The organism is Paenibacillus sp. FSL L8-0436 (genome assembly GCF_038593025.1).
Taxonomy (GTDB): domain Bacteria; phylum Bacillota; class Bacilli; order Paenibacillales; family Paenibacillaceae; genus Paenibacillus_AQ.
This window is the reverse complement of record NZ_CP151955.1, coordinates 5,873,671-5,898,631: the sequence shown is the minus strand read 5'-3', so window position 1 is coordinate 5,898,631 and position 24,961 is coordinate 5,873,671. Positions and strand designations below refer to the sequence as shown.

The window sequence follows — 24,961 nt, the reverse complement described above, 5'->3', positions numbered from 1 at the left end:
CTTAGTTAGATCCTGGACAATTTGTATTGGAACCAAGATACGAATGGAATTGGTGAATTGATTCCTATTGGAGGAATAGAGATGCAAATAGGTTTTTTTGATTCTGGTATTGGAGGCATTACTGTATTGCATGATACATTAGAAGTTTTACCTAATGAAGATTATTTGTATTACGCAGATACATTAAATGTTCCATATGGGCACAAAACGAAAGATGACGTTAAAAAGTATGTTTTAAATGCTATAGAATTTCTTAGCCAGCAAAAAGTAAAAGCGATAGTAATGGCTTGTAATACTGCCACAAGCGCAGCAATCGAAGAAATAAGGGCAAAATACAGTATTCCAATCATTGGTATGGAGCCTGCTGTAAAACCAGCTGTTAAAACAAAAAGAAATATAGATAAACGAATTTTGGTAACTGCTACTGCTTTTACTCTAAGGGAAGAAAGACTTCAAAATCTTATTACTAAATTAGATAACGAACATGTTGTTGATTTATTACCTCTTCCGAAATTAGTTCAGTTTGCAGAAAGTTTTGAGTTTAACGAGCAAATAGTGCTACCTTATCTTCAAGAACAATTGTCTATATATGATTTAAGTAAGTATGAAACTATTGTTTTAGGATGTACTCACTTTTCTTACTATAAGGATATATTCAGAAAATTATTTTCATCGGATGTTAATATAATTGATGGAAATAATGGTACTGCAAAAAATCTAAAAAAAGTACTGGAAGAAATGAATTCTTTAAATGAAGGCAACGGTAATATTTCTTTCTATTGTTCAGGGGTCAAAGTCGAGGATAAGGCTAAATTAAAAGAGTTCGAAATCCATCGATTTTGAAGTCTTCAGAATCATTTGAGGAGCAGGTACAGGTACTGTTGGAGGAACGTGTACCCGTATTTAGTTTCACTTTTGGCATACCATCTCCAGCCGTGATCCAAGCCATGAAACAGCATGGAATATTCATCATTGGAACTGCAACAACAGTTGATGAAGCCAAGCAATTGGAGGCAGCTGGAGCAGATGCTATTGTGGCTCAGGGGAGCGAAGCAGGCGGGCATAGGGGGACATTCCTAAAAGACGCCTCCCAGGCTTTGATAGGCACCATGAGCTTACCCTATTCAAAACGCGATGACCCGGGACATGCGTCAGGCGGCTGCAAAATCGAACAACCCCGAGTATATGTCACTTTGGGCGGGCCAGGGGCTTCGGTTAGCAGGCGACCAACCTGCCGCTTCAATTGTAAAACAAACCATTGATCAAGCCAGTGTTCTTGTCCAAAGACTATTCTTGGAATAGTTGACAACATATGAGGAAAAACTATTACTATTTATTAAAGTGAGGAAGTTAAAAATGCCATTACTTCGTTTTGACCTTATTGAAGGGCGAGATAAAGCAAGCCTGAAAAAACTTTTGGATGTTGCCCATCAAGTTGTTGTGGAAGCTTTCGACGTTCCTGAGCGAGATCGTTACCAAATCGTTCACGAACACCCGGCGGATTATATGATTATTGAAGATACAGGGCTAGGCTTTAACCGTACCAATAATCTGGTTGTTCTCTCCATAATAAGCAAAGCCCGGCCAAAAGAGAAGAAACAAAAGCTCTATTCCTTACTGGCTGACAGGTTAGAAGCTGAATGCGGCATCGCACCAACCGATTTAATGGTATCTATTGTTGAAAATAATGATGATGATTGGAGTTTTGGACTAGGGGAGGCACAATTTTTGACCGGTAAGTTAGGCTGATTCAACACTAGTCGTATCATTATAGCAATCGCCTTTAAATTGGCTCTGTAGGCTAGTTGAAGGGCGATTTCCATGAGGTTTGGTATTGAGGTGGTAAATAGGGCTTATGGATGTTCAAAAATTACAATTACATACAAAGGGGATTGACCGAGTATAGGCAAACTATATTAGGAGGGCTAGCGGTGCACCGCCAATAGCTTATTAAGCGTAATTCCCTTATATTCTGTATCTTTCAAAGCGTCAATCAATATTGAAAAAGAGGCCACTTAGCCCAATACTTCCATGAGGCAGCCATCACATAAGCAACAATCTTCTGCCCATGACTTGCAATTGGAATTCCACTATAGCAGATATATCTTCAACAGTAGCGTTTCTATAAATCATTGTTATCCTCCTATTGAATATTGAAGACACGGGGCTAGGCTTTAGCCGTACCCATAGTCTAGATATTCACTCCATAATAAGCGAAGCCTGCCCAAAAGAGAAGAAAAATAGAAGTGTTCTTTCGTTGGATTAAGCAACACTTAAACATTCCAACTTACATCGTCTCATTGCCCTTAATTACGATTCGGATAAAGTTACATATTTGGTTTAACCAACAGTCCTGGTATGACTTAGCTCTATTCGAAGCTTTTGCAAAGCTGAGCAATCACTCCTGTTATCCCAATTATACGTAAACGGTGGCTAATTACCCCATCTATTTCTAAAAACGTACAAAGAGCGTCTAGCGACCAGGCGGTTGAGCGAAAGAAATGAACCAAAGGTTCGTTGCACCTGAGCGAAACGGATAAATCCAGGATAATGGAGATGAGACCCCAACTGGTCGGAACGCAGCATGAGGCCGATGACAATGACAACGAACCAATGAAAAGCGCCTCCAGGATTGCTTCATACTGAACATAATTGATATTGATTATCAATATCAATTATGTTAATATTACTTTGTTCACTAGTGAACAAAAAAGAAAAACAATCTATTGCTGATACTGAACTTGGTCTGCAACTACTACAAGAGAGGGGAGATTGCGAAATTGGAGTTTCAAAATCATTTTAAAGGTCATCTTTACGAGCAATATATTAGAATGCTGCATCTGAATGAGCTGTATACTGAACAAGAATTTAACTCGTTTCGGCAACAGGCCAGAAAGTACCAGATTGACATGCTCTCCAACAATATTACTAGTGTACACGTTATTGATTGCATTGGTGATTATGAACCGATAAATCATACCGGGATTGTTGAGAAGATGGGGTTGTCCAAAGCTGGCATTACTAAAATTAGTGCAAAGCTGCTGGAAATGGGCTTCATTATGAGAAGTCAACTGAACAACAATCGTAAGGAGATTTACTTTAGTTTAACGGATAAGGGAAGACACGTTTATCATTTGCATAAAGAGCTGCACAAAGAAAAAGAAGAAAGGTTTTACCAATTCATTGAATCCTATTCAGAGGCTGAGCTGCAGACTATTGGAAAATTTATGAGTGATTTGGTGGCGCGTGCCGAAGAATACTCCGAAGGGAAGTTTACGATAAATGACGACATTAAAGATTGAGGAATTAAGATCCAAGATTGAAGGGAAAGAAATTTTAAAAGGGCTCACACTGGAGATTCATGGCGGAGAGATTCATGCGATTATGGGTCCTAATGGGACGGGGAAAAGTACGTTGGCTTCAGCTTTAATGGGCCATCCCAAATATGAGGTTACCGGCGGCAAGGTGACATTGGACAATGAAGACCTTCTGGAGATGGAGGTGGATGAGCGTGCCCAGGCAGGCTTGTTCCTCGCTATGCAATACCCAAGTGAAATTGCCGGCGTGACCAACTCGGACTTTCTCAGAAGTGCCATCAATGCACGGCGTGAAGAAGGCGATGAGATATCCTTAATCCGTTTTATCCGTGAAATGGAGAGCAAAATGAAGGGGCTGGAGATGAACCCGGAATTTGCGCATCGTTATTTGAATGAGGGATTCTCCGGCGGTGAAAAAAAGCGGAATGAGATTTTGCAAATGATGCTACTTGAACCCAAGTTTGTGATCCTGGATGAAGTGGATTCCGGGCTTGATATTGATGCACTGCGTATTGTGGCCAATGGCGTAAATGAGATGCGCAGCCCGGATAGAGGCTTTTTAATCATCACCCATTATCAACGACTGTTGAATTATATTACCCCGGATTTTGTGCATGTCATGATGCAAGGCCGGATAGTTAAATCTGGCGGTCCGGAGCTTGCCCACCGTTTAGAGGCTGAAGGGTACGATTGGGTGAAGGAGGAGCTTGGGATTACGGATGAGACGGTAGGCGAGGAAGTTTGAAAGCTGAAGAGGAGGAAAAGCAAGTGGGTATACAAGCAAAAATTTCAATGAATGCGAATGCTTTATGCGCTTGGTCAAGTGCTAAGGATGAACCTCGTTGGTTGCTTGAACGCCGGATTCAGGCACTGGAGCTGGCAGGGACGCTGGAGTTGCCTAAAGTGGAGAAAATCAAGCTAGAAAAATGGGATATCTACGAAAGTGGAGATTACAAAGCTGAGAATGCGTGGTCAGGTTTGGAAGCTGCGCCGGAGGTTGTTCGAGGTTTGGTTGCTTCTCCAGTGAAAGGCGGACTAATCGTTCAGTTCAATTCGGATGTAGTGTATACGAAATTGTCCGAGAGCTTAACCGCCCAGGGAGTAATTTTAACGGACCTGCATACTGCGGCAAAAGAGCATGAGGAGTTGGTTCAACGTTATCTCTTTCAGGCTGTGAAGCCGGAAGAGCACAGATTGTCTGCTGTGCACAGTGCCTTATGGAGTGGTGGCGTTTTTCTATATGTCCCAGACGGTATAGAGGTTGAAGTTCCCATTCAAGCGATCTTTTATAGCGATAGGAGCGGGGCGCTTTTTGCTCCTCACATCTTGATTGTGACTGGTAACAACAGCAAGATCAGCTATGTGGATCATTGTATATCGAGCAGAGATGATATCAAGGTTTTGCATAATGGTGTGGTAGAGGTGTTTGCAGAGGCAGGCTCCAAGGTGCAGGTCGCTTCTGTTCATCAACTTGCTGCAGCAACAACGGACTTCACCCAGCGGCGGGCGGTTGTGCTTGCGGATGGCGGTGTAGAATGGATTGTCGGCGAGATGAATAATGGCTATACCGCCAGTGATACCAAGACATTACTCCAGGGCAACGGGTCCATCTCTGACGCTAAGGTGATTGCGATAGGCTCTGGGGACCAGAAATTGAGTTATACTACGCAAGCCCAGCATTTTGGCAGAAGCTCGGTGAGCCAAATGATCACACGCGCAGTAATGCGTGAAGAAGCTACGGCCATTATCAACGGGATTACAAAAATTGAAAAGGGTGCAACCAATTGTGATGGTCAGCAAACAGAACGTGTACTGATGTTAAGTCCAAATGCGCGCGGTGATGCCAATCCGATCCTGCTGATAGATGAGGATGATGTAACCGCCGGTCATGCTGCATCCGTGGGGCAAGTAAATGCGGAACAAATCTATTATCTGATGTCGCGCGGGATCTCACGGAGTGAAGCTGAATATCTTGTTATTTTCGGATTCCTCGCTCCTGTCATTTCGGAGATCCCGCTGGAGGGAGTGCGTAGCCGCCTGCAGGATGTAGTGGAGAAAAAACTTGGCAGATCATAGGGAATCAGAGCCAATCAAAGTGAGTCTTATGAAGGTTAAAAGGAGTGATATACAATGGCTAAAAAAGCGCCGGATATGGGCGAATATAAATATGGGTTTCGCGACGAGCACCAGTCTATTTTTCAATCTGGAAAAGGTCTGACTGAAGAGATTGTCCGGGAAATTTCCCGAATCAAGGAAGAGCCGGAGTGGATGCTCGATTTTCGGCTGAAAGCTTTGAAGCAATTCTACAAAATGCCGATGCCTGGGTGGGGAGCGGATTTGTCCGGACTAAATCTTGATAACATCCAATATTACGTTCGCCCTTCCGAAAAACAGGGAAAGACCTGGAAGGAGGTTCCCTCCGAGATTAAAGCAACCTTTGACAAGCTAGGGATTCCTGAAGCGGAGCAAAAGTTCCTGGCGGGCGTATCCGCTCAATACGAGTCGGAAGTAGTCTATCACAGTATGCGGAAGGAACTGGAGGATCAGGGCGTTGTTTTCCTTGATACGGATACTGCTTTAAAGCAATATCCTGAAGTGTTCAAGCAACATTTTGGAACGATCATCCCTCCCGCCGATAATAAATTTGCGGCGCTTAACAGTGCGGTTTGGTCAGGCGGCAGCTTTGTATACATTCCGAGGGGCGTTCAATGTGAGGTTCCTATACAAGGGTATTTCCGTATTAATTCTGAAAATATGGGCCAATTCGAGCGGACATTAATTATTGCTGAAGAGGGTAGCTTTGTCCATTATGTTGAAGGATGTACAGCACCTATTTATAGTACCAGTTCTCTGCATAGCGGAGTTATTGAAATTATTTGCCGGAAAGATTCCCGTGTCCGATACACGACAATCCAGAATTGGGCTCCTAATATCTACAACTTGGTAACCCAAAGGGCTGTGGCAGAGGAAAATGCCACAATGGAATGGGTGGACGGAAACATCGGATCCAAGGTAACCATGAAGTATCCGGCTGTAATATTGAAAGGAAGGGGAGCCAAGGGGTCCATCCTGTCTATTGCCGTAGCCGGTAAAGATCAGCATCAAGATGCCGGCGCGAAAGTAATTCACCTTGCTCCCGAGACAACATCTACGATTATATCCAAATCCATCAGCAAGCAGGGCGGCAAAGTAAACTACCGGGGATTGTCAAGCTTCAGCCGCGATTCCGCAGGATCCAAGTCCAATATTAAGTGTGATACGTTGATTTTGGACAACCTGTCAGCATCAGATACGATTCCGTACAATGAAATTAAAAACGATCAGATTACTTTGGAGCACGAGGCAACAGTATCCAAAGTGTCCGAGGAACAATTGTTTTACTTAATGAGCCGCGGGCTTACAGAACAAGATGCCACACAAATGATTGTAATGGGCTTCATTGAGCCGTTTACCAAAGAATTGCCGATGGAATATGCCGTTGAAATGAATCGGCTGATTCAATTTGAAATGGAAGGAAGCATTGGTTGATTCAATAATTTAATAGATCAAACCTTTATCACTCTTTAAAGAAGTACGAGGTGTTAGTAATGAAGAAAAAAAATTCGGACAATTCAGAACTAGCTCAAATTACCCGAGAGATACGGAAACTTCAGTTCTACTTCAATATGCTGTCAGGATTGAGCGCAAGTTGTGGTGTGATGGTACCTTTAGACTCTATTTATACGCTTATAAGGGAACTTTCGGATCAAGAGGCCATTCTTAGGCAAAAAACAAAGGATCATTCAGACATCTAGGGTGAAAAAAGGCATGAATTGACTGTTGGTAAAACAATGAGAGGAGCTGGCATAATGGAGGAGAATGGAATTTTATTCGATGAAGTATCGGAAGTGCTTCTCAAACTACGTCCTTTCTTACTGCGTGACGGTGGAGATGCTGAACTGGTCGAGGTTGAGAACGGTATAGCCAAATTAAGATTTTTGGGAGCTTGCAACGGTTGCCCAAGTGCTACGATTACGTTAAAGGCTGCTATTGAGCGCGCAATTCTTGAGGAAATCGATGATATTAAAGAAGTTGTACAAGTATTCTAGAGCGTGTCTTCAAACTGGAAGGGCTCTGGGGAGTAAAACCCCTGTTTATTCTCTTTTGCGGACCCAAGCGACCTTATTTGCTCTGCATTCTATCTAAAAACGGCCAGCAGGGAGAAATAACTGCGCTGGAGTCCGTTGTCCTCCTGTAACAGGCTAAAAGCTCCAAATAAGTGCAACTCGGTCCGTTCATGCTCAGTGCCAGGAATACACTTTCCGGACGCAAATACGCCTTTGGAAGAAGAGCGAAGTCTTTGAAACACCGAGACGTAAGCCTCCATCGAAAAAATTACCTAGTGGCGAAACGCTTTTCTCCGCGTGTGATCAGAAAATGCTGCTTTACTTGCTCAGGAAGCTCTTCTGGCGATATTTCTTCCCAATGGGTTACACCCCGCAGAAAGGTTGCAAACAGCTTCAAACTCGCATTCTTCTGAAGCTGTTTACTGGCAGTAAAGCTTAATTTCTTGGTATTCCCCTGAGCTGTGTATCCGGTAAGTTCATAATTGTATCTGCTGTATCAGGATAAAGCCATATCTTTATGCTTCAGCCGATGAATTGACCACGCCGCAAACAGCGCAATAAACGTAACATTCATGAAGAAAAAGAATAGGTTCTCTGAAGGTGTCAATTCCCGCTGGCTCAGCACACTCATACCGATGGTCAACAGGGAGTAGGGGAACAACATACCGATTTTCGCTACATACATGACCAGACCAAGGAAGACTGCACAGAGGCTGATTCCGATCGGGGCAGCGAAGCTGCGTATGCGTATGGAAAAACCTAATTGCAAGGCGGCAATAGCCACCGAGGAAAGCCATCCGCGAAAGCCCCAGACGATTGTTTCAGTTGGAAAGGCTCCGGAAATGGAAAACAGCTGACCAGCTGACCAGTACATCACCATGAATAACGTCTGCACTATGAAGATAAGTAAGCTTACGATAATAAGCTTGGCCATAAATAGGCTAGAAACAGATACGGGGGAGGTTAGAATCAGATTCCAGTTCCGGTTGTTATGTTCTAGCCTGCATACGAATGCACAACAGATCGCAATGAGTATCGGCAGGAAAAATTCCCCGTAAAATAAACTGACCTGTGTCCACAAGCTGTACCATCCATTTTGCAAGGCTGCTTGATTAAAATAAAAGTTAAAACTTCCGATCATCAGACTCATGACGGGCAGGATGGCCAGCACAAGGCTGATGCGGGAATGACGGAGCTTGAACCATTCAGTTATAACGCTTCTGAGCATCTTGTTACCTCCTTAGATGTCTTGCCTTGAAATGTGAAAATTGCCGCCTAAATAAAAGATAAAAGCCATGAATAATACTGCAAGCAGCAAGCCAAGGTGCATCGTTCCGCTCAAATACGTTCCGGAAGAGGCGTTATAAACATACATCACCGGGCTCAAATCCATATAGTAGGACCAGATGAAGAAATGGCGAATGGAAGAAGGAAACAGGGTTAGGGTTGTACCGAGAAAACCGCCCAACATACCCAGACTCAAGGCAAAGGCTTGATTCTTTACGGCCAGTGACAACCATTGCTGCATGGAGGTGATTGCCAAATTGGTGAGCAGCGTTCCTGCAATAAATTGCAAAAGCAGAGACACCGGCAGCGGCCCCGCGAAGTTGTTGAGGGATCCGAAGCCGATGATAAATCCCGCCTGGATGACGATGCCGTACAAAGCCAAGCTGCTGGCACACATGTACTTGGCTGCATAGACATGATTGCGGCCTATAGAGGTTGTCATAAGCATTTTCCAGGTGTTTCCCTTATGTTCCATATCACAAATCCTGGAAACGATAATTGCTGATATAATGGGCAGAAAAAGTCCATTCATAGAAGATAGGGTGAAAACCAGTGCTTCCCAAGAGGCGTTGTTCGGACTGCGGGAGATCGAGATGCTCATAGACAGCGAAGCCCACACCAATTCCGCAGCCAGAAACAAGGTTAGCATCACCCATACTTTTTTACGGCGGATTTTAAAATACTCCAAAGCTAAGGCCTTTATCACAGACTCCGCTCCTTTCCGGTAAGATCAAGAAATATATCTTCCAGACTTTTTTGATGCTCCTGAATTCTTGAAACAGAAAGGTTGCTTTCGACCAGAATCCGATTGATCCGGGACACCTCTCCGTCATCCAAGTATTCGAACATGAGATGCTTTTCCTGAAATCTTGGCATATATTCATGCGCAAGCAGTATTTTTGCGGCTTTGGCGTTATCATTTGTCTGGATGTGTATCGTTGCCTGGTTATTCTTTCGAAGATCTTCCATCGTTCCCTGGAACAAAAGCTTGCCTTCACTGATAATTCCAACGGAACTCGCAATCTGCTCGATCTCCGACAGCAGGTGGCTTGAGAGTAGAATGGTTATTCCATATTGCCCGGGCAGGGATTTAATCAGTTCCCGGATTTCACCGATCCCCGCAGGATCCAGTCCATTTGTAGGTTCATCGAGGATCAGCAGACTGGGAAAGGCAAGCAAAGCCATGGCAATCCCAAGACGCTGCTTCATACCCAGCGAATATTGGCTGGCTTGTTTGTGTTTTTGATTTTCAAGACGCACGATCTTCAGAACTTCATCTATATTTTTGTTGGGCACGTTCCTCAGACGCTGCATCACCCGCATGTTCTCTAACCCGGTGAGATGTCCATAGTAGGACGGGGATTCAATCAGTGAACCCGTTTGGTTAAGGATAGATGCCCGGCTGTTCTCCAAGTCATTGCCGAAAATCTTGATCGTTCCTTCCCTAGGTTTAATAAGACCCAGCAGCATTTTTAAAGTAGTGGTTTTCCCCGCTCCGTTAGGACCTAGAAACCCATATATCTCACCTTTCTCAACAATCAGACTAATTTGATGTACCCGGTGTATACCGTCATAAGATTTGGAAAGATTATGCGTCTGCACGATAGGGGACGAATTTATCAAGCCTCTCAACTCCATTTCTATAATTGTTCTTCAGTAATTAATATATAGAGGTCTTCTTGCTTCCGGCTGAAGATAACCTTACGGTTACCTTAAATGAGAATAGAAAATATCGAGTTTCCGGCTGGATCAGGTATACTAAACAGGGTGATGCGAATTGGATATCATAAAAAATAAAAAAGTACTGATCGTGGATGACGAACCAAAAATCCTTGAAATGATAGAGATGTTTTTACGTAAAGAAGGTTTTTTTCGTATTTTCATAGCTGGTAATTATGCTGATGCGTTGAGGATCTGCAGGATGGAAAAGCCGGATGCGGCCATTCTGGATGTTATGCTGCCTGACGGAGATGGATTTTCGCTTCTTTCCGCAATCCGAACATTTTCGGACATGCCGGTGCTGTTTCTCTCCGCGCGTGGAGAGGATGAAGACCGGTTGCTTGGCCTTGGGCTGGGCGCGGATGATTATATCGTCAAGCCCTTTTTGCCGAGAGAATTGATTTTACGGCTGATGGCCATTTTAAAGCGGGCATATGCCTTCAATGCTCCCGAGAGGCTCCCTGTCTTCCGGCTGGGCGGACAGATGATAGATTTGGAAAGCGCTGTTGTGCGTAGAGAGGGCACCGAGCTTCCACTGACAGCCAAAGAACACGCAATCCTGATTAAACTGCATGAGAACCAAGGAAGAATCGTAACAAGCGACGCCCTATGTCAGGCGGTTTGGGGAGATGACAGCTTCGGCTATGAGAATACATTAATGGTACATGTGCGGCGAATCCGTGAAAAAATAGAAGAGGAACCATCCAAACCCGTGCATTTACTTACGGTAAGAGGACTTGGTTATAAGCTGCTTGTACAGGGGGACCGGTAATGGATGGGGTTATCCGGATTTTACGGAAATTTGTTGTAGCGACGATTCTGGTTTCCGTCATGCTGCTTCTGTTCAACTTCATTATGCTGGGCTCCCTGGTATTCAAGGAAGTGCATAAAAGGCCTTCTCCAGAGACGGTTGTACAGCAGATTGCAGAAGGACTTACGGGGGGGAACGGAAAATATACTTTAGATGCGCAAGCAGCGAATCTCCTGAAACAGGATCAAGCATGGGTTATGCTGCTGGATGAGAAAGGGGAGGTAAGCTGGAGTGAGAAGTTGCCTGAAGAAATTCCGCGTGCCTATACTCTTATTGATGTGGCTAAATTTTCACGCTTTTATCTCAAGGAGTATCCTGTGTACGTCTGGGAACATAAAGCGGGGCTGCTTGTCTTAGGGTATCCGAAGAATACGTATGTAAAATACCAGTTTGAATTTTTGGTGGATTGGCTCAAGTCACTGCCCATAAGAATTGTACTGGTCTTCGCAGCCAATATCGCTCTGGCTTTACTGTTATCCTTATTCACGGGGAACCGCTTAATCCGCAGCATTCGGCCACTGATTGAGGGGATTCATGCCCTGGCGAAGGAGAGGCCGGTCCATATGGACAAGGGTGGCATTTTCCGTGACCTGTCAGAAAGCATTAATTCAACTTCGGATATGCTGCAGAATAAAAATGACGCGCTTAAGGCCAGAGATGGAGCACGCTCCAATTGGATTGCAGGTATTTCCCATGATATCCGTACGCCGCTTTCCATGATTCTGGGCTATGCAAGTGAACTGGAAGAGCAACCCGGACTGACAACTGAACAAAAACAGCATGCAGCCATTATCCGGCGGCAGGGAGAGATTCTGCGATCTTTGGTGAATGACCTGAATCTGGTATCCATGCTAGAATACGAAATGCAGCCGCTGCATCTAAAACAGATCCGCCTCTCAGTTCTAGCAAGACAGGTAGCTTCCGAGTTTTTGAATAACGGTCTGGATGAGCGCTATCCCATTACAATCAAGATCAGTGATGAGAGCTTGAGAATTATGGGGGATGAGAGATTGCTGTATCGTGCGGTAAGCAATCTGGTTCATAACAGCGTACGGCATAACCCGGAAGGCTGCCGGATTATACTAGAGACGTCAAGTTCTTCTGAAGGTGCCTTCTATCAATTTGTTGTTGCGGATAACGGGACGGGCATTCCTAAGGAGCTTTTATCAGAAGTTGTTGTTTTGCCCTATACGGCTGGGCGGATCCGCCCTGTTCGTCAAGGTCATGGATTGGGACTTCCGATGGTTGCACGAATCGCACAGGCCCACCAAGGCATGCTTATTCTGGAAAGTGACAAAGGCCAGGGGTTAAAAGCAATATTGAAATTGCGGGCACATATTGTCCTTGAAAAGGCGGGGAACCCGATGCCGGAGCCGGCGCTTTGAGCTGTTTAATATTAACATAGATGAACCCCATAAGGAGTGCCATGAATATGTTCAAAATTATGATTGTGGAGGATGATCCCAAAATTGCGGATCTTCTGCTGTCTGCTATTTTAAAGTACGGTTATGATGTGGTACGGGTGAAGGACTTTCAACAGGTGTTTGAGGAATTCCAGCAGGTTAAGCCGGAGCTGGTGCTGCTTGACGTGAATCTCCCGAGTTACGACGGTTATTACTGGTGCCGGCAAATCCGCCGGATTTCCACCTGTCCGGTACTGTTTATTTCGGCCCGTGAAGGTGAAATGGATCAGATTATGGCACTTGAGAATGGCGGGGATGACTATATCACCAAGCCATTTCATTCAGGGGTTGTTCTGGCCAAGATTCACAGCCATCTCCGCCGTGCCTACGGGGAGTATGCGGCGAGACGCGAGGAGCCGGTGATAGAGCTGGAGGGGCTTATTCTCTATCCCGAAAGGCTTGAGCTGCAGCTGGGACAATCCATGGTGACCTTGACTAAAAAAGAATCGGATATAATAGAGAGCCTCATGGAGCGCTACCCAAGGGTGGCCAGCAGAGAGGCCTTGCTGGAGAAGCTGTGGGATCCGCAAGCTTTTGTGGATGAAAATACGCTCAACGTAAATATTACACGGGTCCGGAAGAAGTTCCAGGAGCTTGGCATCGAGGAAGCTGTACTTACAGTCAGGGGATCAGGCTATAGGTTAAACGTCACCTGGATAGAGGATAGCCAATGAAGCTGTTTATCCGGGAGCATACTTTATTGATTGCCCTTCAAATTGTTCAATTTGCTGCAATATTAACTATTTACTGGCTCGACGGCTATAACCATCTTTCAACTGCTCTTTATGCGATCTTTATAGGTTTTTTCTTCCTCGGTTGTTATCTGGTCCGGCATTATCTCACCCGGCGCCGTTACTATCTTCGCTTGAGCCGGCCACTGGAAACGCTGGACGAATCTTATCGAAAGATTGATAACACACCTGTATCCAAAGCGCTTGAAGAATTGCTGCATGCTCAGTACCGCCATTCCATGCAGCAGCTTATAGCGGTGAAAAAGCAGCAGGAGCAGCACTTAACCTTTATTGATCAATGGGTTCATCAAATGAAAACGCCGCTGTCAGTCATTGAGCTCACGGTTCAGAATATGGATGAGCCTGAGTTTGCCAGCATCCGTGAGGAGCTGGAGCGGATGCGCAGCGGCCTGCATACGGTGTTATACATGGCCAGGCTCCGTGCCTTTGAAAAGGATTTTCATGTCAAACCGGTCGTTCTGCCGCAGCTCGTGAACGAGGTTGTACATGACCACAAACGCCTGTTCATCCGCAACCGGATATTTCCCGAGGTTCTGGCTGGGGATCCCGGGATTACTGCCCAGAGCGATGAGAAATGGCTGTTCTTTATGCTGTCCCAAATCATTAACAATGCCATCAAATATTCAGCGGCCAAAGATACAGAGGATAATAGGATTGTCGTTTCCTGCTACTTACGGGGTGCTGATGCTGTCATTGAGGTCAGAGATCAAGGGATAGGGATCCAGGCGTCTGATCTCAAACGGGTCTTTGACCCTTTTTTTACTGGCGACAACGGGCGGGGGCTGCGTGAATCTACAGGAATGGGACTGTATTTGACGAAGGAGTCTGCCGACCGTCTCGGGCACCGGCTTGAGCTGGAGTCGGAGGTTGGCGTAGGTACAGTGGTGCGCATTGTTTTTGCAGCCAATCATTAGCTTACATCCGTGTAATAAAAGTGAAACCTAAATCGATAGTTGATGTTCTGTGTCTCCGGTATAGTGGGTTTATAGAAGGATTTAACGCAGGAGAGGAGATAGAAGCATAATGCTGGAGGTAAGACAGGTCAGTAAAATATATGAAGGAAATGTGGCCTACCGGGCGTTGACCGACATTGATTTAACTATCGATGCAGGAGAATTCGTCGGGATTATGGGTCCTTCAGGAAGCGGAAAAACAACACTTCTTAATATGATTGCCACAGTCGACGGCCCAACCACAGGGGAAATTATCATCGACAACAAAGATATAGGTAAGCTGAGCAAAAACGATTTGGCGGTATTTCGCCGCCGGCAGCTAGGTTTTGTTTTTCAGGACTTCAATCTGCTGAATACCCTGACCGTGGAGGAGAATATTGTGCTGCCGCTGACACTGGATGGCACCCAGATCAGTGAAATGAAGCAAAAGGCACAAACGATTGCCGATAAGCTGGGAATTACCGCCATCATGAAAAAACGTACCTATGAAATCTCCGGGGGGCAGGCCCAACGGACGGCAATCGCCAGAGCTATGATTCATTCACCCAAGCTGCTGCTGGCAGATGAACCCACCGGTAATCTGGATTCCAAAGCGGCAAAGGATGTCATGGATATGCTGGAAACCATCAACCGGGAACAGAAAACGACCATGATGCTTGTCACCCATGACGCTGTGGCGGCCAGCTATTGCCATCGGGTAGTGTTCATTAAAGATGGCAGATTTTATACGGAGATCCACCGTGGGGACAACCGCCAAAGCTTTTTCCAGAAAATCATTGATACACTTTCGCTGCTGGGGGGATATGGAAATGACGTTTCGTCAATTCGCATTCCGTAACGTCAGCCGGAATAAACGGCTCTACACCGCCTATTTCTTGAGCAGTATGTTTACCGTAATGGTGTTTTTCACCTTTTCCATCTTTGCGTTTCATCCGATGCTCAGCGAAGATCGTATGCAGTCGAGTGCGGTGGTTGCCCTTTCGGTGTCGAAATGGATTATCTATGTGTTTTCCTTTTTTTTCGTGCTTTACTCAATGAGCGCATTTCTGCAATCGCGGAAAAGGGAATTCGGATCAATGATGATGCAGGGTATGACTACCCGCCAGCTGCGGACGATGATTTTTCTGGAGAATATGATTATCGGGTTCGGGGCAACTATTAGTGGTATCGGTCTCGGTATTGTGTTTGCAAAGGGGATTTTGCTTGCAGGAGAGCAGGCGCTTGCGCTTAATGAGCAGCTGCAATTCTATTTTCCGTTCAAGGCAATCTTCCTTACACTGGCTTCATTCCTGCTGCTGTTCGTTCTGATCTCCCTGTTTATTTCGGTGGTGCTGCGGAGCGGCAAGCTGATCACACTCATCAAGGCGGACCGTCAGCCCAAGCGGGAGCCGAAGGCTTCACTGCTGCTGTCACTGCTTGTGGTGGCATTACTTGGGACCAGCTATTTCCTTTCTTTACGGGCAAGCGGCTTGGATGTTGTGTTCTTGCTTCCGCCTGTAGTAATTATGGTGACTATTGGTACGTATCTGCTGTTCACACAGCTCAGTGTATATCTGATCCGGAAGCTGAAGCGAAAAGAGCGTTTTTTCTGGTTTAAGACCAATATGCTGCTGTTCTCCGATCTCTCCTACCGGATGAAGGACAATGCACGCTCCTTTTTTCTGGTCGCCATCATCTCTACAGTTTCCTTTAGTGCCATAGGCGCATTGTACGGATTTCAATCCATGCTTAATGGGTCAATGACAAAGGAAAATCCTTATCTGTTCACATACCTGGCCGCGGATAGCGACAGCAAGGAACAAGCCCATGTACAACTGATTGATCAGAGCTTAAGCGAATCCAAGGTTACCGCTGAAAAGACTTTACTTGAGCTTAATTATTATAATACTGCCGAAGGCAATCAAACGCTTACCCTAGTGAAGCAAGCCGAGTATAACCATCTTGCGGAGCTGCTTGGGATCAAACCTATAAAGCTTTCTGACGGGAAGGCGGCCATTGTTGATTTTGGGCTGTCGCGGAAAGGTGAAAAGATGCTCCACCAGCCTGTAAAGCTACAGTCCGGGATAGTTATCGAAGCAACACAGGCGGTTGTATCTCCGGCGATACGGGGCATGAGCGGCTATTACGTTGTCCCTGATGAACTGTTTGCAAAGCTTGCCCCGCCGGATCAAGAAAGTCATTATTATGCCTGGCACGGACCGATTAAACAGCAGGGAGCGGTGGCGGCGGGCGGAAAGCTGACCAACAAGCTTCCGTATGACGAAAATTACGAATTTTATGCACTTGAATTTCAGACAAACCGGATTAATGAAAGCTTTGGGCCACTGATGTTCATCGGTTTCTTTATCGGAATTGTATTTTTTGTCTCTGCTGGAAGCTTTCTTTATTTCCGGCTATACAGTGACCTGGATGAAGATAAACAAAAGTTCAAGGCCATTTCCAAGCTGGGACTGAGCGAAAGAGAGCTGGGCAAGATATTGAACCGCCAAATCAGTCTGCTGTTCTTCGCTCCTATCGTTGTCGCACTGGTGCATGGAGCGGTGGCGCTTACCACTCTGTCCCACATGTTCAATTATTCAATGTTTAAAGAATCCGTTCTTGTACTCAGCCTATTCTTTATCATTCAGCTCGTTTACTTTTGTGTTGTCCGTCTGTTCTACACCAGACAGATTAAATCGGCACTGGCCGGGTAATGCTTATGCCTGTAAATGCCCGCAAAGAAGCCGCTCCTGTAAGGGAACGGCTTCTTTGCTATTTATAAACGCTGAATACACTTATACCAGGTTGGGAATATCCACTGCAGGCTCACTTTCAGCTTCGTAATCCACACCTTCTGTGCGGAAGCCGAACAGATTGAAAAAGTCTTCCTGATATCCGGCAAGGTCGGCAAGTTCAGGGACATTATCCGTTTCCAGCTCGGTCCAGCGGCGCATCACTTCAGTCTGAATATCCTCACGCATTTCCCAATTGTCGATCCGGATCAGGTGGCTGCCATCAGCAGCAGCCTCGCCGCCGTTGTACAAATGCTCGGCAAACAAACGGTACATCTGCTGGATGCAGTTCTCATGCAGTTCTTTTTCCTTCATCACTCTGTATAGTGCTGAAATATAGAGCGGTACCACAGGAATAGCTGAGCTTGACTGGGTAACCAGAGCTTTGTTGACAGAGACAAAGGCACGACCGCCTTGTGGCTTAAGCTGGTCATTTAAAGAAATTGCTGTTTTTTCTAGATCATTTTTGGCTTGGCCGATCGTTCCGTCCTTATAGATCGGGTGGGTAACTTCCGGCCCGATATATGAATAGGCAACGGTAGTAGCTCCATCTGCAAGAACGCCTGCTTCCTGAAGCTGGTCGATCCACATGCCCCAGTCTTCACCGCCCATTACGGCTATGGTCTGGCGGACCTCATCGTCTGTCGCTGGCTCAATGGTGACGGTAGAGACTTCACCGGAGTGGAAGTTCATCGTTTTGTTCGTATACGCGCTGCCGACGGGTTTGATCACAGAAGAGAAGGTTTCTCCCGTTACCGGATGAGTGCGGCGGGGGGAAGCTACACTGTAGATCACGAGATCCACTGTGCCGTATTCGGCTTTAATGAGCTCAATCGTTTTTTCTTTAATCGCATCAGAGAAAGCATCGCCGACGATGCTGTGTGATTTGAGGCCAAGCTTCGCCGCCTGCTGCTCAAGTGCTGCGGAGTTATACCAGCCGGCAGAGGCGGTGCGGGCACCCTCAGCGGGCTTGTCAAAAAACACGCCAATCGTATTCGCGCCTGCACCAAAAGCGGCGGTAATCCGCGAAGCCAGACCGTATCCGGTAGAAGCGCCGATCACGAGAACATTAGCCGGACCATTCAGTTTCTTCTGTGCTTTTACATAGTCAATTTGCTGCTCCACTTGCTTGGCGCATCCCTCAGGATGGGCAGTGGTGCAAATAAAGCCGCGGGTTTTGGGCTGAATAATCATCAAGGAAATCCCCTTTGTTTAGTTTTTAACTTAATTTTCGCTAATATAGAGTATAGCAAATGATAGCTTAGAAAGATAAGTTTTGAAATTAAATTATTTTGCTGCAGGACAGCGGGAAGCGTTGAAGATCAATTTTTCCTGTTAAGCGCATAATTGCTTCCTTCACAGGTCACAATAGGGAAAAAGCAGAATGAAGGGATTAACATGAATGCTTTTCGTTTGAAAGAACAACTGTGGCGGCGGTGGAGACGTTGGAAAAAGGCTCCCTGGGTGGGAGCGGCTTGTATCGCTTTGACGGTAGTGGCCTGGCGCGGCATGCAGGTTCCGGAGGAGATCAGCGGATTGTTAAGCAATTCAGACTGGGCGATACCGGTGGAGTCGTTAGGCGAAACCTACAGCCCGGAGCAGACCGGAGGGCAGGGTGACAGCGTGGCCGCGGTGGCAGCCGTTTCTAATAATATCGGAAACAGCGAGGAAGACGGCAGTGCCGCTGTAGAGAGCAAACAACTGCTGGAGGCGGTTAGCCAAGACGCTGTCAGCAGAACGGTACATTTGAAGACGGTCTATGTGACGGGCATAGAAGTACAGACCCTTTCAGGAGAGCGGAATCCGGGGCAGCTTAAAGTGCTGATAGAGAAACATCCGGGCTGGAACGGCTGGATTAGCCAGGAAGGCGACTTGTGGCTGGAGCATCGAGTCAATGATCTTTCGCCGCTGACCAAAAAGGATGCTTATATCGGTGTTGACGCACACGGGAATTTAAGCCTGTTCAAAGGTCCGCCGGCAGCGGAAAAAGTGCTGAAGACCTTTTTTCAGATGGACATGGGCTCCATGAAGTCTTCGCTCCCCGAAGGGATCATGAAACAGCTGCATGAAGGAATCCGGGTGCAGGACATTGAGGAATACAACAGCGTGCTGTCGACATTCAGCGATTATGCACGCGATTCGGCAGAGCAGGCAATGCAGTCAGAATAAGCAGCAGAGAAAAGTACTGGAAGGCCCCCGATCTTATGATCGGGGGCCTTTTGGCATGAGGGTTACAAATGAGGCAACATTTATATGTTGTGATATTTCTGGAGAGCAGGCAAATTTTTTTCTCTGCTAGAGGGATTTTTGCTATAATGGGTAGAAGGAATACATATGTTCGCTTTAAGAGCGGGCAATGGATGAATACGGTGGAATATCCTGCCTGTTAGAAGGAGAGATTGGGCTTGCGCATCTTAGGAATAGACCCGGGGCTGGCGATTGTCGGCTTTGGCTTCGTCGATAAGGAAGGAAATAAATTGACGCCGGTTCAATATGGCAGTATTCAGACCGAGGCGCATACGCCTGAGGAAGAACGGCTGCTGCATGTCTATGAGGGCATGGTGCAGCTGATAGATAAATATAAGCCGGACGCAGTGGCAGTGGAAAAGCTGTTCTTCGCCCGCAATGTGACAACTGCGCTTCCGGTGGCCCAGGCACGGGGTGTGCTGATTCTGGCTGCCGTGCAGCGCGGGCTTCCCGTCGCCGAATACACACCGATGATGGTGAAGCAGGCTGTGGTCGGTTATGGCAAGGCTGAGAAGAAGCAGGTACAGGAAATGGTGAAGCTGTTGCTGAAGCTGTCCGCTGTTCCTAAGCCCGACGATGTGGCCGATGCGCTGGCGGTGGCTGTTTGCCACGCCCATTCGGTGAGTCTTAATTCCAAATTAAATGAGGTATTGCGAAAATGATAGATTACTTAAGAGGACCGGTAGTACATTTGGAGTCGGAGTATGTGGTACTGGATGTCCAGGGTGTAGGATACCGGGTGTTCTGCCCGAATCCTTATGCGTTCGCCAAGTCGGAAGGACCCGTGACCATCTACATCCATTATCAGACACGGGAGGATGCCACACTGTTGTTCGGATTCCCGACAAGGGAAGAACAGAAGCTGTTCCGCAAGCTGATTGAGGTGTCCGGCATCGGACCGCGCGTGGCGCTGGGGGTTCTGACCGGCGGTACGCCGGACCAACTGATCTCGGCGATTTATCAGGAGAATATCACCTTCCTGACCAAGCTGCCGGGTATTGGCAAGAAGACGGCACAGCGGATGATTCTGGATCTGCGGGATAAGCTGGACGGTTTGAGTGCCGCCTCCATGCAGACCGGGTTATTTGCGGTACCGATGGAAGAGCAGAATGCCGCCCTGCCGTGGCAGGAAGCCAGAGACGGTCTGAAAGCGCTCGGTTATACCGAAGCAGAGCTGGACCGGGTATGGCTGACGATGAAGAAAGAAGGCACAGATACAGGGACTGTCGATGTGCTGATGAAGAAGGCGCTGGGGCTGCTGTATATCGCCAAATAAGCTTAAAGCAGCTGCCTAAAGGGACAGCCTTGAAGAACGGAGTGAGGAAATAGATGGATGACCGGATTATATCGGCGAATCTGATGATGGACGAGCAGGCGGTGGAATTAAGTCTGCGTCCCCGTTATCTGGGCGAATATATCGGACAGACACAGGTGAAAGAGAACCTGAAAATATATATTGAAGCAGCCAAAATGCGCAGTGAGGCACTGGATCATGTGTTGTTGTACGGGCCTCCGGGTCTTGGCAAAACCACGCTCGCGAACATTATCGCCAACGAGCTTGGTGTGAATCTGCGGACGACGTCCGGGCCGGCCATTGAGCGGCCCGGGGATCTGGCAGCGCTGTTGACCAACCTGCAGGAAGGCGATGTGCTGTTTATTGACGAAATTCATCGCCTGCACCGGACTGTGGAAGAAGTCATGTATCCGGCGATGGAGGATTTCGCGCTCGATATCATGATCGGCAAAGGGCCTAGCGCCCGTTCGGTGCGGCTGGATCTGCCGCCCTTTACACTGATCGGAGCCACCACGCGGGCCGGGTTGCTGTCGGCGCCGCTGCGTGACCGCTTCGGGGTAGTCAGCCGTTTGGAATATTATACGATTGATGAGCTGAGCTTCATCGTCTCCCGCAATGCCGAGCTGCTTGGCATTGAGATCCTGGGCGATGCCGCTGAAGAGATTGCCCTGCGTGCCCGGGGAACACCGCGGATTGCCAACCGCTTGCTGAAGCGGGTCCGCGATTTCGCCCAGGTGCGCGGTGACGGAATCATTACCCCCGATATTGCGGGTGAATCGCTGAAGATGCTGCAGGTCGATCCGCGCGGGCTGGACAGCATAGACCATAAGATGCTGCACTCGATGATCACCGCCTTTCGCGGCGGTCCTGTCGGGCTGGATACGATTGCCGCCACGATAGGCGAAGAGAGCCAGACTATTGAAGATGTGTATGAACCTTATCTGCTGCAGATCGGTTTCCTGCAGCGCACTCCCCGGGGACGAATGGTAACCCCGGCGGCTTATCATCACCTGGGTCTTCCGCTTCCTCCGGAGCAGCATTAAAGTTGAAATGCTAGACCCACAACAAACTTTTAGGAGGCTTCACGATGAATCATGCGAGGCGCAAACTGACAGGAATGGGACTGCTGGGCCGGGGATTGCTGGCGGCAACACTGATTGCAGGCAGCTTCCTGGTTCCTGCAGGTGATATCCATGCCGAATCCAGTGCAAACATCCGGGTTGCGATATATGCTGATATCGGCAGCAAATATAAATTAACCGTACCATACGTGACGCTGCAGTCTGCTAAGGACTTCAATTTTCTCTCCGGCCAGAGTGGGGCAGCCTCATTGCTGCCGGTTCCAGCCAACAGCAAAATACGCGTAAGTCTGGATAGCTACAAGGTTAAGGTTATGGAAGCTGCCACCTGGCAGGCAGCTGCCGATGCTGCCAAGAAGCTGCAGTCTACATCCGATAAGCCGCAGTTGCTGGTAACCTCACGTAATGGGGTTAATGCATACCAGCTGTACACAGGTCCGTACGCCAGTGAAAATGCTGCCAAAGAAGGCCTTACCCGCGTAGGGAAAGCGGGACTGTCCATCCCGGCGGGCCAAACGTCAGCCGTGAAGGGCAATAAACACTTGTCTGCCGGAGAGTTCGCTTCCACTGGGGAAGCAGATGCTGCTCTCCAGGCACTGACGGCAGCCAATTTCGATGCCTGGAAGGTAATGGTGGCTGGAGCGGACGGCAGTGCCAAGACGCAGGTATGGGTCGGCGAAGCTGCTGGCGAAAGTGAGCTTTCCGCCCTGCAGACCGAAGTTGCGGCTGCACTTCCCCAGCTTGTCTTGTCTCCTGCTTCAGCACCCGGGTTAATTATCCGCAGTGACGCAGGATTGGACCTCAGTAAGGAGGGACAAGCGTTTCATTACAGTGTGTCCGGAGCCAATGCCAAGTTTATTGCTGCAGGCAATGAATCGGGGATTCAACTGGAGGAGAGATCCAAACGTACGTATCGCGGCAGCTTGGAGCTAAGTGGTTTAAACGGCTCATTGGCTGTCATTAATGAAGTACCGCTGGAGCAATACCTGTATGCGGTAGTCGGCGGAGAAGTCTCCTCAAGCTGGAATGAAGAAGCGCTTAAAGCCCAGGCAGTCGCCGCGCGCAGCTATGCGCTGTTTCAGGGCAAACGTTTTGATGTGGCCGATGTGGTCGATACGACACTAAGCCAGGTATATAACGGTATCGGGGCCGAAGCACCTACGATTATCAAGGCGGTGGATGCCACAGCCGGTGAAGTGCTGAAGAGCGGCGGGAAGATTGTCGAAACTGTCTTCTCCTCTAACAGCGGCGGCCGCACAGCGGATCCGTCAGAGGTCTGGGGCAATGGCGGAGCTGCTTTTGTCAGTGTGCTCAGCGCTGAGGATGCTTCGGCCTCTGCCTCATTTAAGAAGTGGTATTATGTGCTGCTGTCCAGCGGTGCCTCCGGCTATGCCCGTGAAGATAATATGAAACTGACCGGCAGTAAGACGGCGGCAGGACTTCCCCTTGCGACAGCTTCGACCAGTAATGTGAACATTCGGCCGCTGCCTGTTATCGACAGCAGTGCAAGTCCGGTAGGCAAACTGAATCCCGGTGAAAATGCTGTCGTATTGGATCAAGTCTATGAATCCGGGAGCTATAGCTGGATTAAAGGACCGTACACCTCGGCGGAGCTGCTCAAAAGCTTAGCCGGTAAGACAAGCAGTACACTGCCGTCATCCATTACCAGCCTGCAGGTTACCCAGCGCGGGCCTTCAGGAAGAGTCACTCAGGTCAAAGCCAACGGTAATATTCTGCAGGTTAAGTACCCGGATCTTTTCCGCTCCGCCTTTAATGGACTGCCCAGTACTTTGTTTGATATTGTACCTTCCGGCAGTTATACTGTATTAGGCGCTGACGGCTCTGCCGCAACCATTGGCGGAACTCAGTCTGCGGGTGTGCTTTCTGCATCCGGCAAGGTCACTGTCCAGAGCAGCGGAACGGTTGTAATGGGAGCTGATTCTTCGGCAAGAGTGGTTACAACTAATCCGGGATTTTACTTTATCGGCTGGGGCAATGGCCATGGGCTCGGTATGTCGCAGTGGGGCGTGAAGGGTATGGCCGATAACGGGTATGATTACAAGCAAATATTGCAACACTATTTTAATAACGTTACTATAGTTAAGGAATGAAGACTGACCATGAATGTAGACGATTATGATTTTCATTTGCCGGAGGAGCTGATTGCCCAGACTCCACTTTCTGACCGTAGCGCCTCAAGGCTGCTGCTGGTAAACAAGGAGAACGGAGAGCTTGCTCATCGGCATTTTACCGATATACTGGAGCAGTTTCAGCCGGGGGATACGCTTGTTCTGAATGATACACGCGTTATTCCTGCCAGACTGTTTGGGATCAAGGAAGACACCGGAGCCAAGGCGGAAGTACTGCTCCTGAAGAATCTGGGAGAGGACCGGTGGGAAGCGCTGGTGAAGCCGGGCAAGAAGCTGAAGACCGGCGCGGTCATTATTTTCAGCGATGAACTCCGTGCGGTGATCGAAGACGAGGCCGATATGGGCGGCCGGACATTGCGCTTCATGTATGAAGGAATCTTTCAGGAGATTCTGGACAGACTGGGGACAATGCCCCTTCCACCCTATATTAAGGAAACACTCGATGACCGGGAACGGTATCAGACGGTATATGCCCGGCATGAAGGCTCAGCAGCGGCACCGACGGCAGGACTGCATTTTACAAAGGAACTGTTGGAGCGTATTGCCGCCAAAGGTGTGAATATTGCTTACATTACACTTCACGTTGGACTTGGCACATTCCGACCGATGTCAGTGGAGAAGGTTGAAGAGCATGTCATGCATGCCGAGTATTTTGAGCTGTCCCGGCAAACTGCAGAGCTTCTGAATGATGCGAGAGCAAGAGGCGGCCGTATTATCGCTGTTGGCACAACCTCCTGCCGGACTCTGGAGACCGTGGGCCATAAGTTCCAGGGCGGACAGATTGAAGAATGCAGCGGGTGGACGGATATCTTCATTTATCCCGGTTACGCATTCACAGTTGTTAACGCATTGATTACGAACTTTCACCTGCCAAAGTCCACTTTGGTTATGCTGGTGAGCGCTTTAGCAGGACGTGAACAGATTCTCGCCGCCTATGAGGAAGCGATAGCGCATCAGTACCGCTTTTTCAGCTTTGGTGATGCGATGTTTATTTATTAAGCAAGAGGAAGGG

General features: G+C 47.7%; 23 protein-coding genes and 1 pseudogene. 20 read left to right on the top strand and 4 right to left on the bottom strand.

What is annotated here, in order from left to right:
* The first annotated feature begins 81 nt into the window (after positions 1 to 81).
* The 8 genes and pseudogenes from murI to NSS79_RS27235 all read left to right on the top strand — a co-directional run bounded on the left by murI (position 82) and on the right by NSS79_RS27235 (position 7,405).
* Positions 82 to 843: a glutamate racemase gene (gene murI, locus NSS79_RS27270; protein WP_342436914.1), complete on the top strand. Its 762-nt coding sequence runs from the start codon at positions 82 to 84 to the stop codon at positions 841 to 843.
* Positions 825 to 1,302, top strand: a pseudogene (locus tag NSS79_RS27265) (nitronate monooxygenase); the annotation flags it as partial. The gene murI and the pseudogene NSS79_RS27265, both read left to right, overlap by 19 nt.
* A 54-nt stretch (positions 1,303 to 1,356) precedes the next feature.
* Entirely contained in the window at positions 1,357 to 1,749 is a 393-nt protein-coding gene (locus NSS79_RS27260; protein WP_342436913.1) for a tautomerase family protein, read from the top strand.
* A 1,031-nt stretch (positions 1,750 to 2,780) separates the two neighbouring features.
* Complete coding sequence (locus tag NSS79_RS27255) at positions 2,781 to 3,302, top strand: MarR family transcriptional regulator (protein WP_342436912.1); 522 nt, start codon at positions 2,781 to 2,783, stop codon at positions 3,300 to 3,302.
* Positions 3,283 to 4,062, top strand: coding sequence for a Fe-S cluster assembly ATPase SufC (gene sufC / locus NSS79_RS27250; protein WP_087917730.1), 780 nt, complete (start codon positions 3,283 to 3,285; stop codon positions 4,060 to 4,062). The genes NSS79_RS27255 and sufC overlap by 20 nt, the downstream gene beginning before the upstream one ends.
* Before the next feature lie 47 nt (positions 4,063 to 4,109).
* A complete protein-coding gene (sufD, locus tag NSS79_RS27245; protein WP_342440450.1) occupies positions 4,110 to 5,393 on the top strand; it encodes a Fe-S cluster assembly protein SufD in 1,284 nt (427 codons plus the stop codon).
* 54 nt (positions 5,394 to 5,447) lie between these two features.
* On the top strand, positions 5,448 to 6,845 hold the full coding sequence (sufB, locus tag NSS79_RS27240; RefSeq protein ID WP_342436911.1) for a Fe-S cluster assembly protein SufB: 1,398 nt from the start codon (positions 5,448 to 5,450) through the stop codon (positions 6,843 to 6,845).
* Positions 6,846 to 7,165: 320 nt separating this feature from the next.
* The gene (locus tag NSS79_RS27235; RefSeq protein ID WP_038596501.1) at positions 7,166 to 7,405 is read left to right on the top strand and encodes a NifU family protein; all 240 of its coding nucleotides are present in this window, start codon (positions 7,166 to 7,168) and stop codon (positions 7,403 to 7,405) included.
* Positions 7,406 to 7,919: 514 nt separating this feature from the next.
* On the opposite strand, the gene NSS79_RS27230 is transcribed toward NSS79_RS27235, so the two are convergent.
* The 3 genes from NSS79_RS27230 to NSS79_RS27220 are packed head-to-tail and all read right to left on the bottom strand — an operon-like array spanning position 7,920 to position 10,330.
* A complete protein-coding gene (locus NSS79_RS27230; protein ID WP_342436910.1) occupies positions 7,920 to 8,651 on the bottom strand; it encodes an ABC transporter permease in 732 nt (243 codons plus the stop codon).
* Positions 8,652 to 8,663: 12 nt separating this feature from the next.
* On the bottom strand, positions 8,664 to 9,416 hold the full coding sequence (locus tag NSS79_RS27225) for an ABC transporter permease (protein ID WP_342436909.1): 753 nt from the start codon (positions 9,414 to 9,416) through the stop codon (positions 8,664 to 8,666).
* Positions 9,413 to 10,330 carry an ABC transporter ATP-binding protein gene (locus NSS79_RS27220; protein WP_342440449.1) on the bottom strand — a complete coding sequence of 306 codons (918 nt, stop codon included), beginning with the start codon at positions 10,328 to 10,330 and terminating at the stop codon, positions 9,413 to 9,415. Before NSS79_RS27220 ends, NSS79_RS27225 begins: the two co-directional genes overlap by 4 nt.
* 157 nt (positions 10,331 to 10,487) lie before the next feature.
* Between NSS79_RS27220 and NSS79_RS27215 the strand changes: the two genes are divergently transcribed.
* From NSS79_RS27215 to NSS79_RS27190, 6 genes are all read left to right on the top strand, one after another.
* Entirely contained in the window at positions 10,488 to 11,201 is a 714-nt protein-coding gene (locus tag NSS79_RS27215; RefSeq protein WP_342436908.1) for a response regulator transcription factor, read from the top strand.
* Positions 11,201 to 12,625: a HAMP domain-containing sensor histidine kinase gene (locus NSS79_RS27210; protein WP_342436907.1), complete on the top strand. Its 1,425-nt coding sequence runs from the start codon at positions 11,201 to 11,203 to the stop codon at positions 12,623 to 12,625. Before NSS79_RS27215 ends, NSS79_RS27210 begins: the two co-directional genes overlap by 1 nt.
* Before the next feature lie 47 nt (positions 12,626 to 12,672).
* Complete coding sequence (locus NSS79_RS27205) at positions 12,673 to 13,377, top strand: response regulator transcription factor (protein ID WP_342436906.1); 705 nt, start codon at positions 12,673 to 12,675, stop codon at positions 13,375 to 13,377.
* Positions 13,374 to 14,369 carry a sensor histidine kinase gene (locus tag NSS79_RS27200; RefSeq protein ID WP_342436905.1) on the top strand — a complete coding sequence of 332 codons (996 nt, stop codon included), beginning with the start codon at positions 13,374 to 13,376 and terminating at the stop codon, positions 14,367 to 14,369. Before NSS79_RS27205 ends, NSS79_RS27200 begins: the two co-directional genes overlap by 4 nt.
* A 109-nt stretch (positions 14,370 to 14,478) precedes the next feature.
* A complete protein-coding gene (locus NSS79_RS27195) occupies positions 14,479 to 15,246 on the top strand; it encodes an ABC transporter ATP-binding protein (RefSeq protein ID WP_342436904.1) in 768 nt (255 codons plus the stop codon).
* Positions 15,218 to 17,101, top strand: a complete 1,884-nt coding sequence (locus NSS79_RS27190) for an ABC transporter permease (RefSeq protein ID WP_342436903.1) — start codon at positions 15,218 to 15,220, stop codon at positions 17,099 to 17,101. Before NSS79_RS27195 ends, NSS79_RS27190 begins: the two co-directional genes overlap by 29 nt.
* Positions 17,102 to 17,182: 81 nt before the next feature.
* On the opposite strand, the gene fabV is transcribed toward NSS79_RS27190, so the two are convergent.
* Positions 17,183 to 18,373, bottom strand: a complete 1,191-nt coding sequence (gene fabV / locus NSS79_RS27185; RefSeq protein ID WP_342436902.1) for an enoyl-ACP reductase FabV — start codon at positions 18,371 to 18,373, stop codon at positions 17,183 to 17,185.
* A 204-nt stretch (positions 18,374 to 18,577) separates the two neighbouring features.
* On the opposite strand from fabV, the gene NSS79_RS27180 reads away from it, so the two are divergent.
* The 6 genes from NSS79_RS27180 (at position 18,578) to queA (ending at position 24,948) form a co-directional block, all read left to right on the top strand.
* The gene (locus NSS79_RS27180) at positions 18,578 to 19,348 is read left to right on the top strand and encodes a BofC C-terminal domain-containing protein (RefSeq protein WP_342436901.1); all 771 of its coding nucleotides are present in this window, start codon (positions 18,578 to 18,580) and stop codon (positions 19,346 to 19,348) included.
* A 236-nt stretch (positions 19,349 to 19,584) separates the two neighbouring features.
* Positions 19,585 to 20,088, top strand: coding sequence for a crossover junction endodeoxyribonuclease RuvC (gene ruvC / locus NSS79_RS27175; protein ID WP_038595613.1), 504 nt, complete (start codon positions 19,585 to 19,587; stop codon positions 20,086 to 20,088).
* Entirely contained in the window at positions 20,085 to 20,702 is a 618-nt protein-coding gene (ruvA, locus tag NSS79_RS27170; protein ID WP_342436900.1) for a Holliday junction branch migration protein RuvA, read from the top strand. Before ruvC ends, ruvA begins: the two co-directional genes overlap by 4 nt.
* Before the next feature lie 53 nt (positions 20,703 to 20,755).
* Positions 20,756 to 21,763: a Holliday junction branch migration DNA helicase RuvB gene (gene ruvB, locus NSS79_RS27165; protein WP_076109170.1), complete on the top strand. Its 1,008-nt coding sequence runs from the start codon at positions 20,756 to 20,758 to the stop codon at positions 21,761 to 21,763.
* A 44-nt stretch (positions 21,764 to 21,807) separates the two neighbouring features.
* Complete coding sequence (locus tag NSS79_RS27160) at positions 21,808 to 23,910, top strand: SpoIID/LytB domain-containing protein (RefSeq protein WP_342436899.1); 2,103 nt, start codon at positions 21,808 to 21,810, stop codon at positions 23,908 to 23,910.
* Between the two features lie 9 nt (positions 23,911 to 23,919).
* A complete protein-coding gene (gene queA / locus NSS79_RS27155) occupies positions 23,920 to 24,948 on the top strand; it encodes a tRNA preQ1(34) S-adenosylmethionine ribosyltransferase-isomerase QueA (protein ID WP_342436898.1) in 1,029 nt (342 codons plus the stop codon).
* Positions 24,949 to 24,961 lie beyond the last annotated feature (13 nt).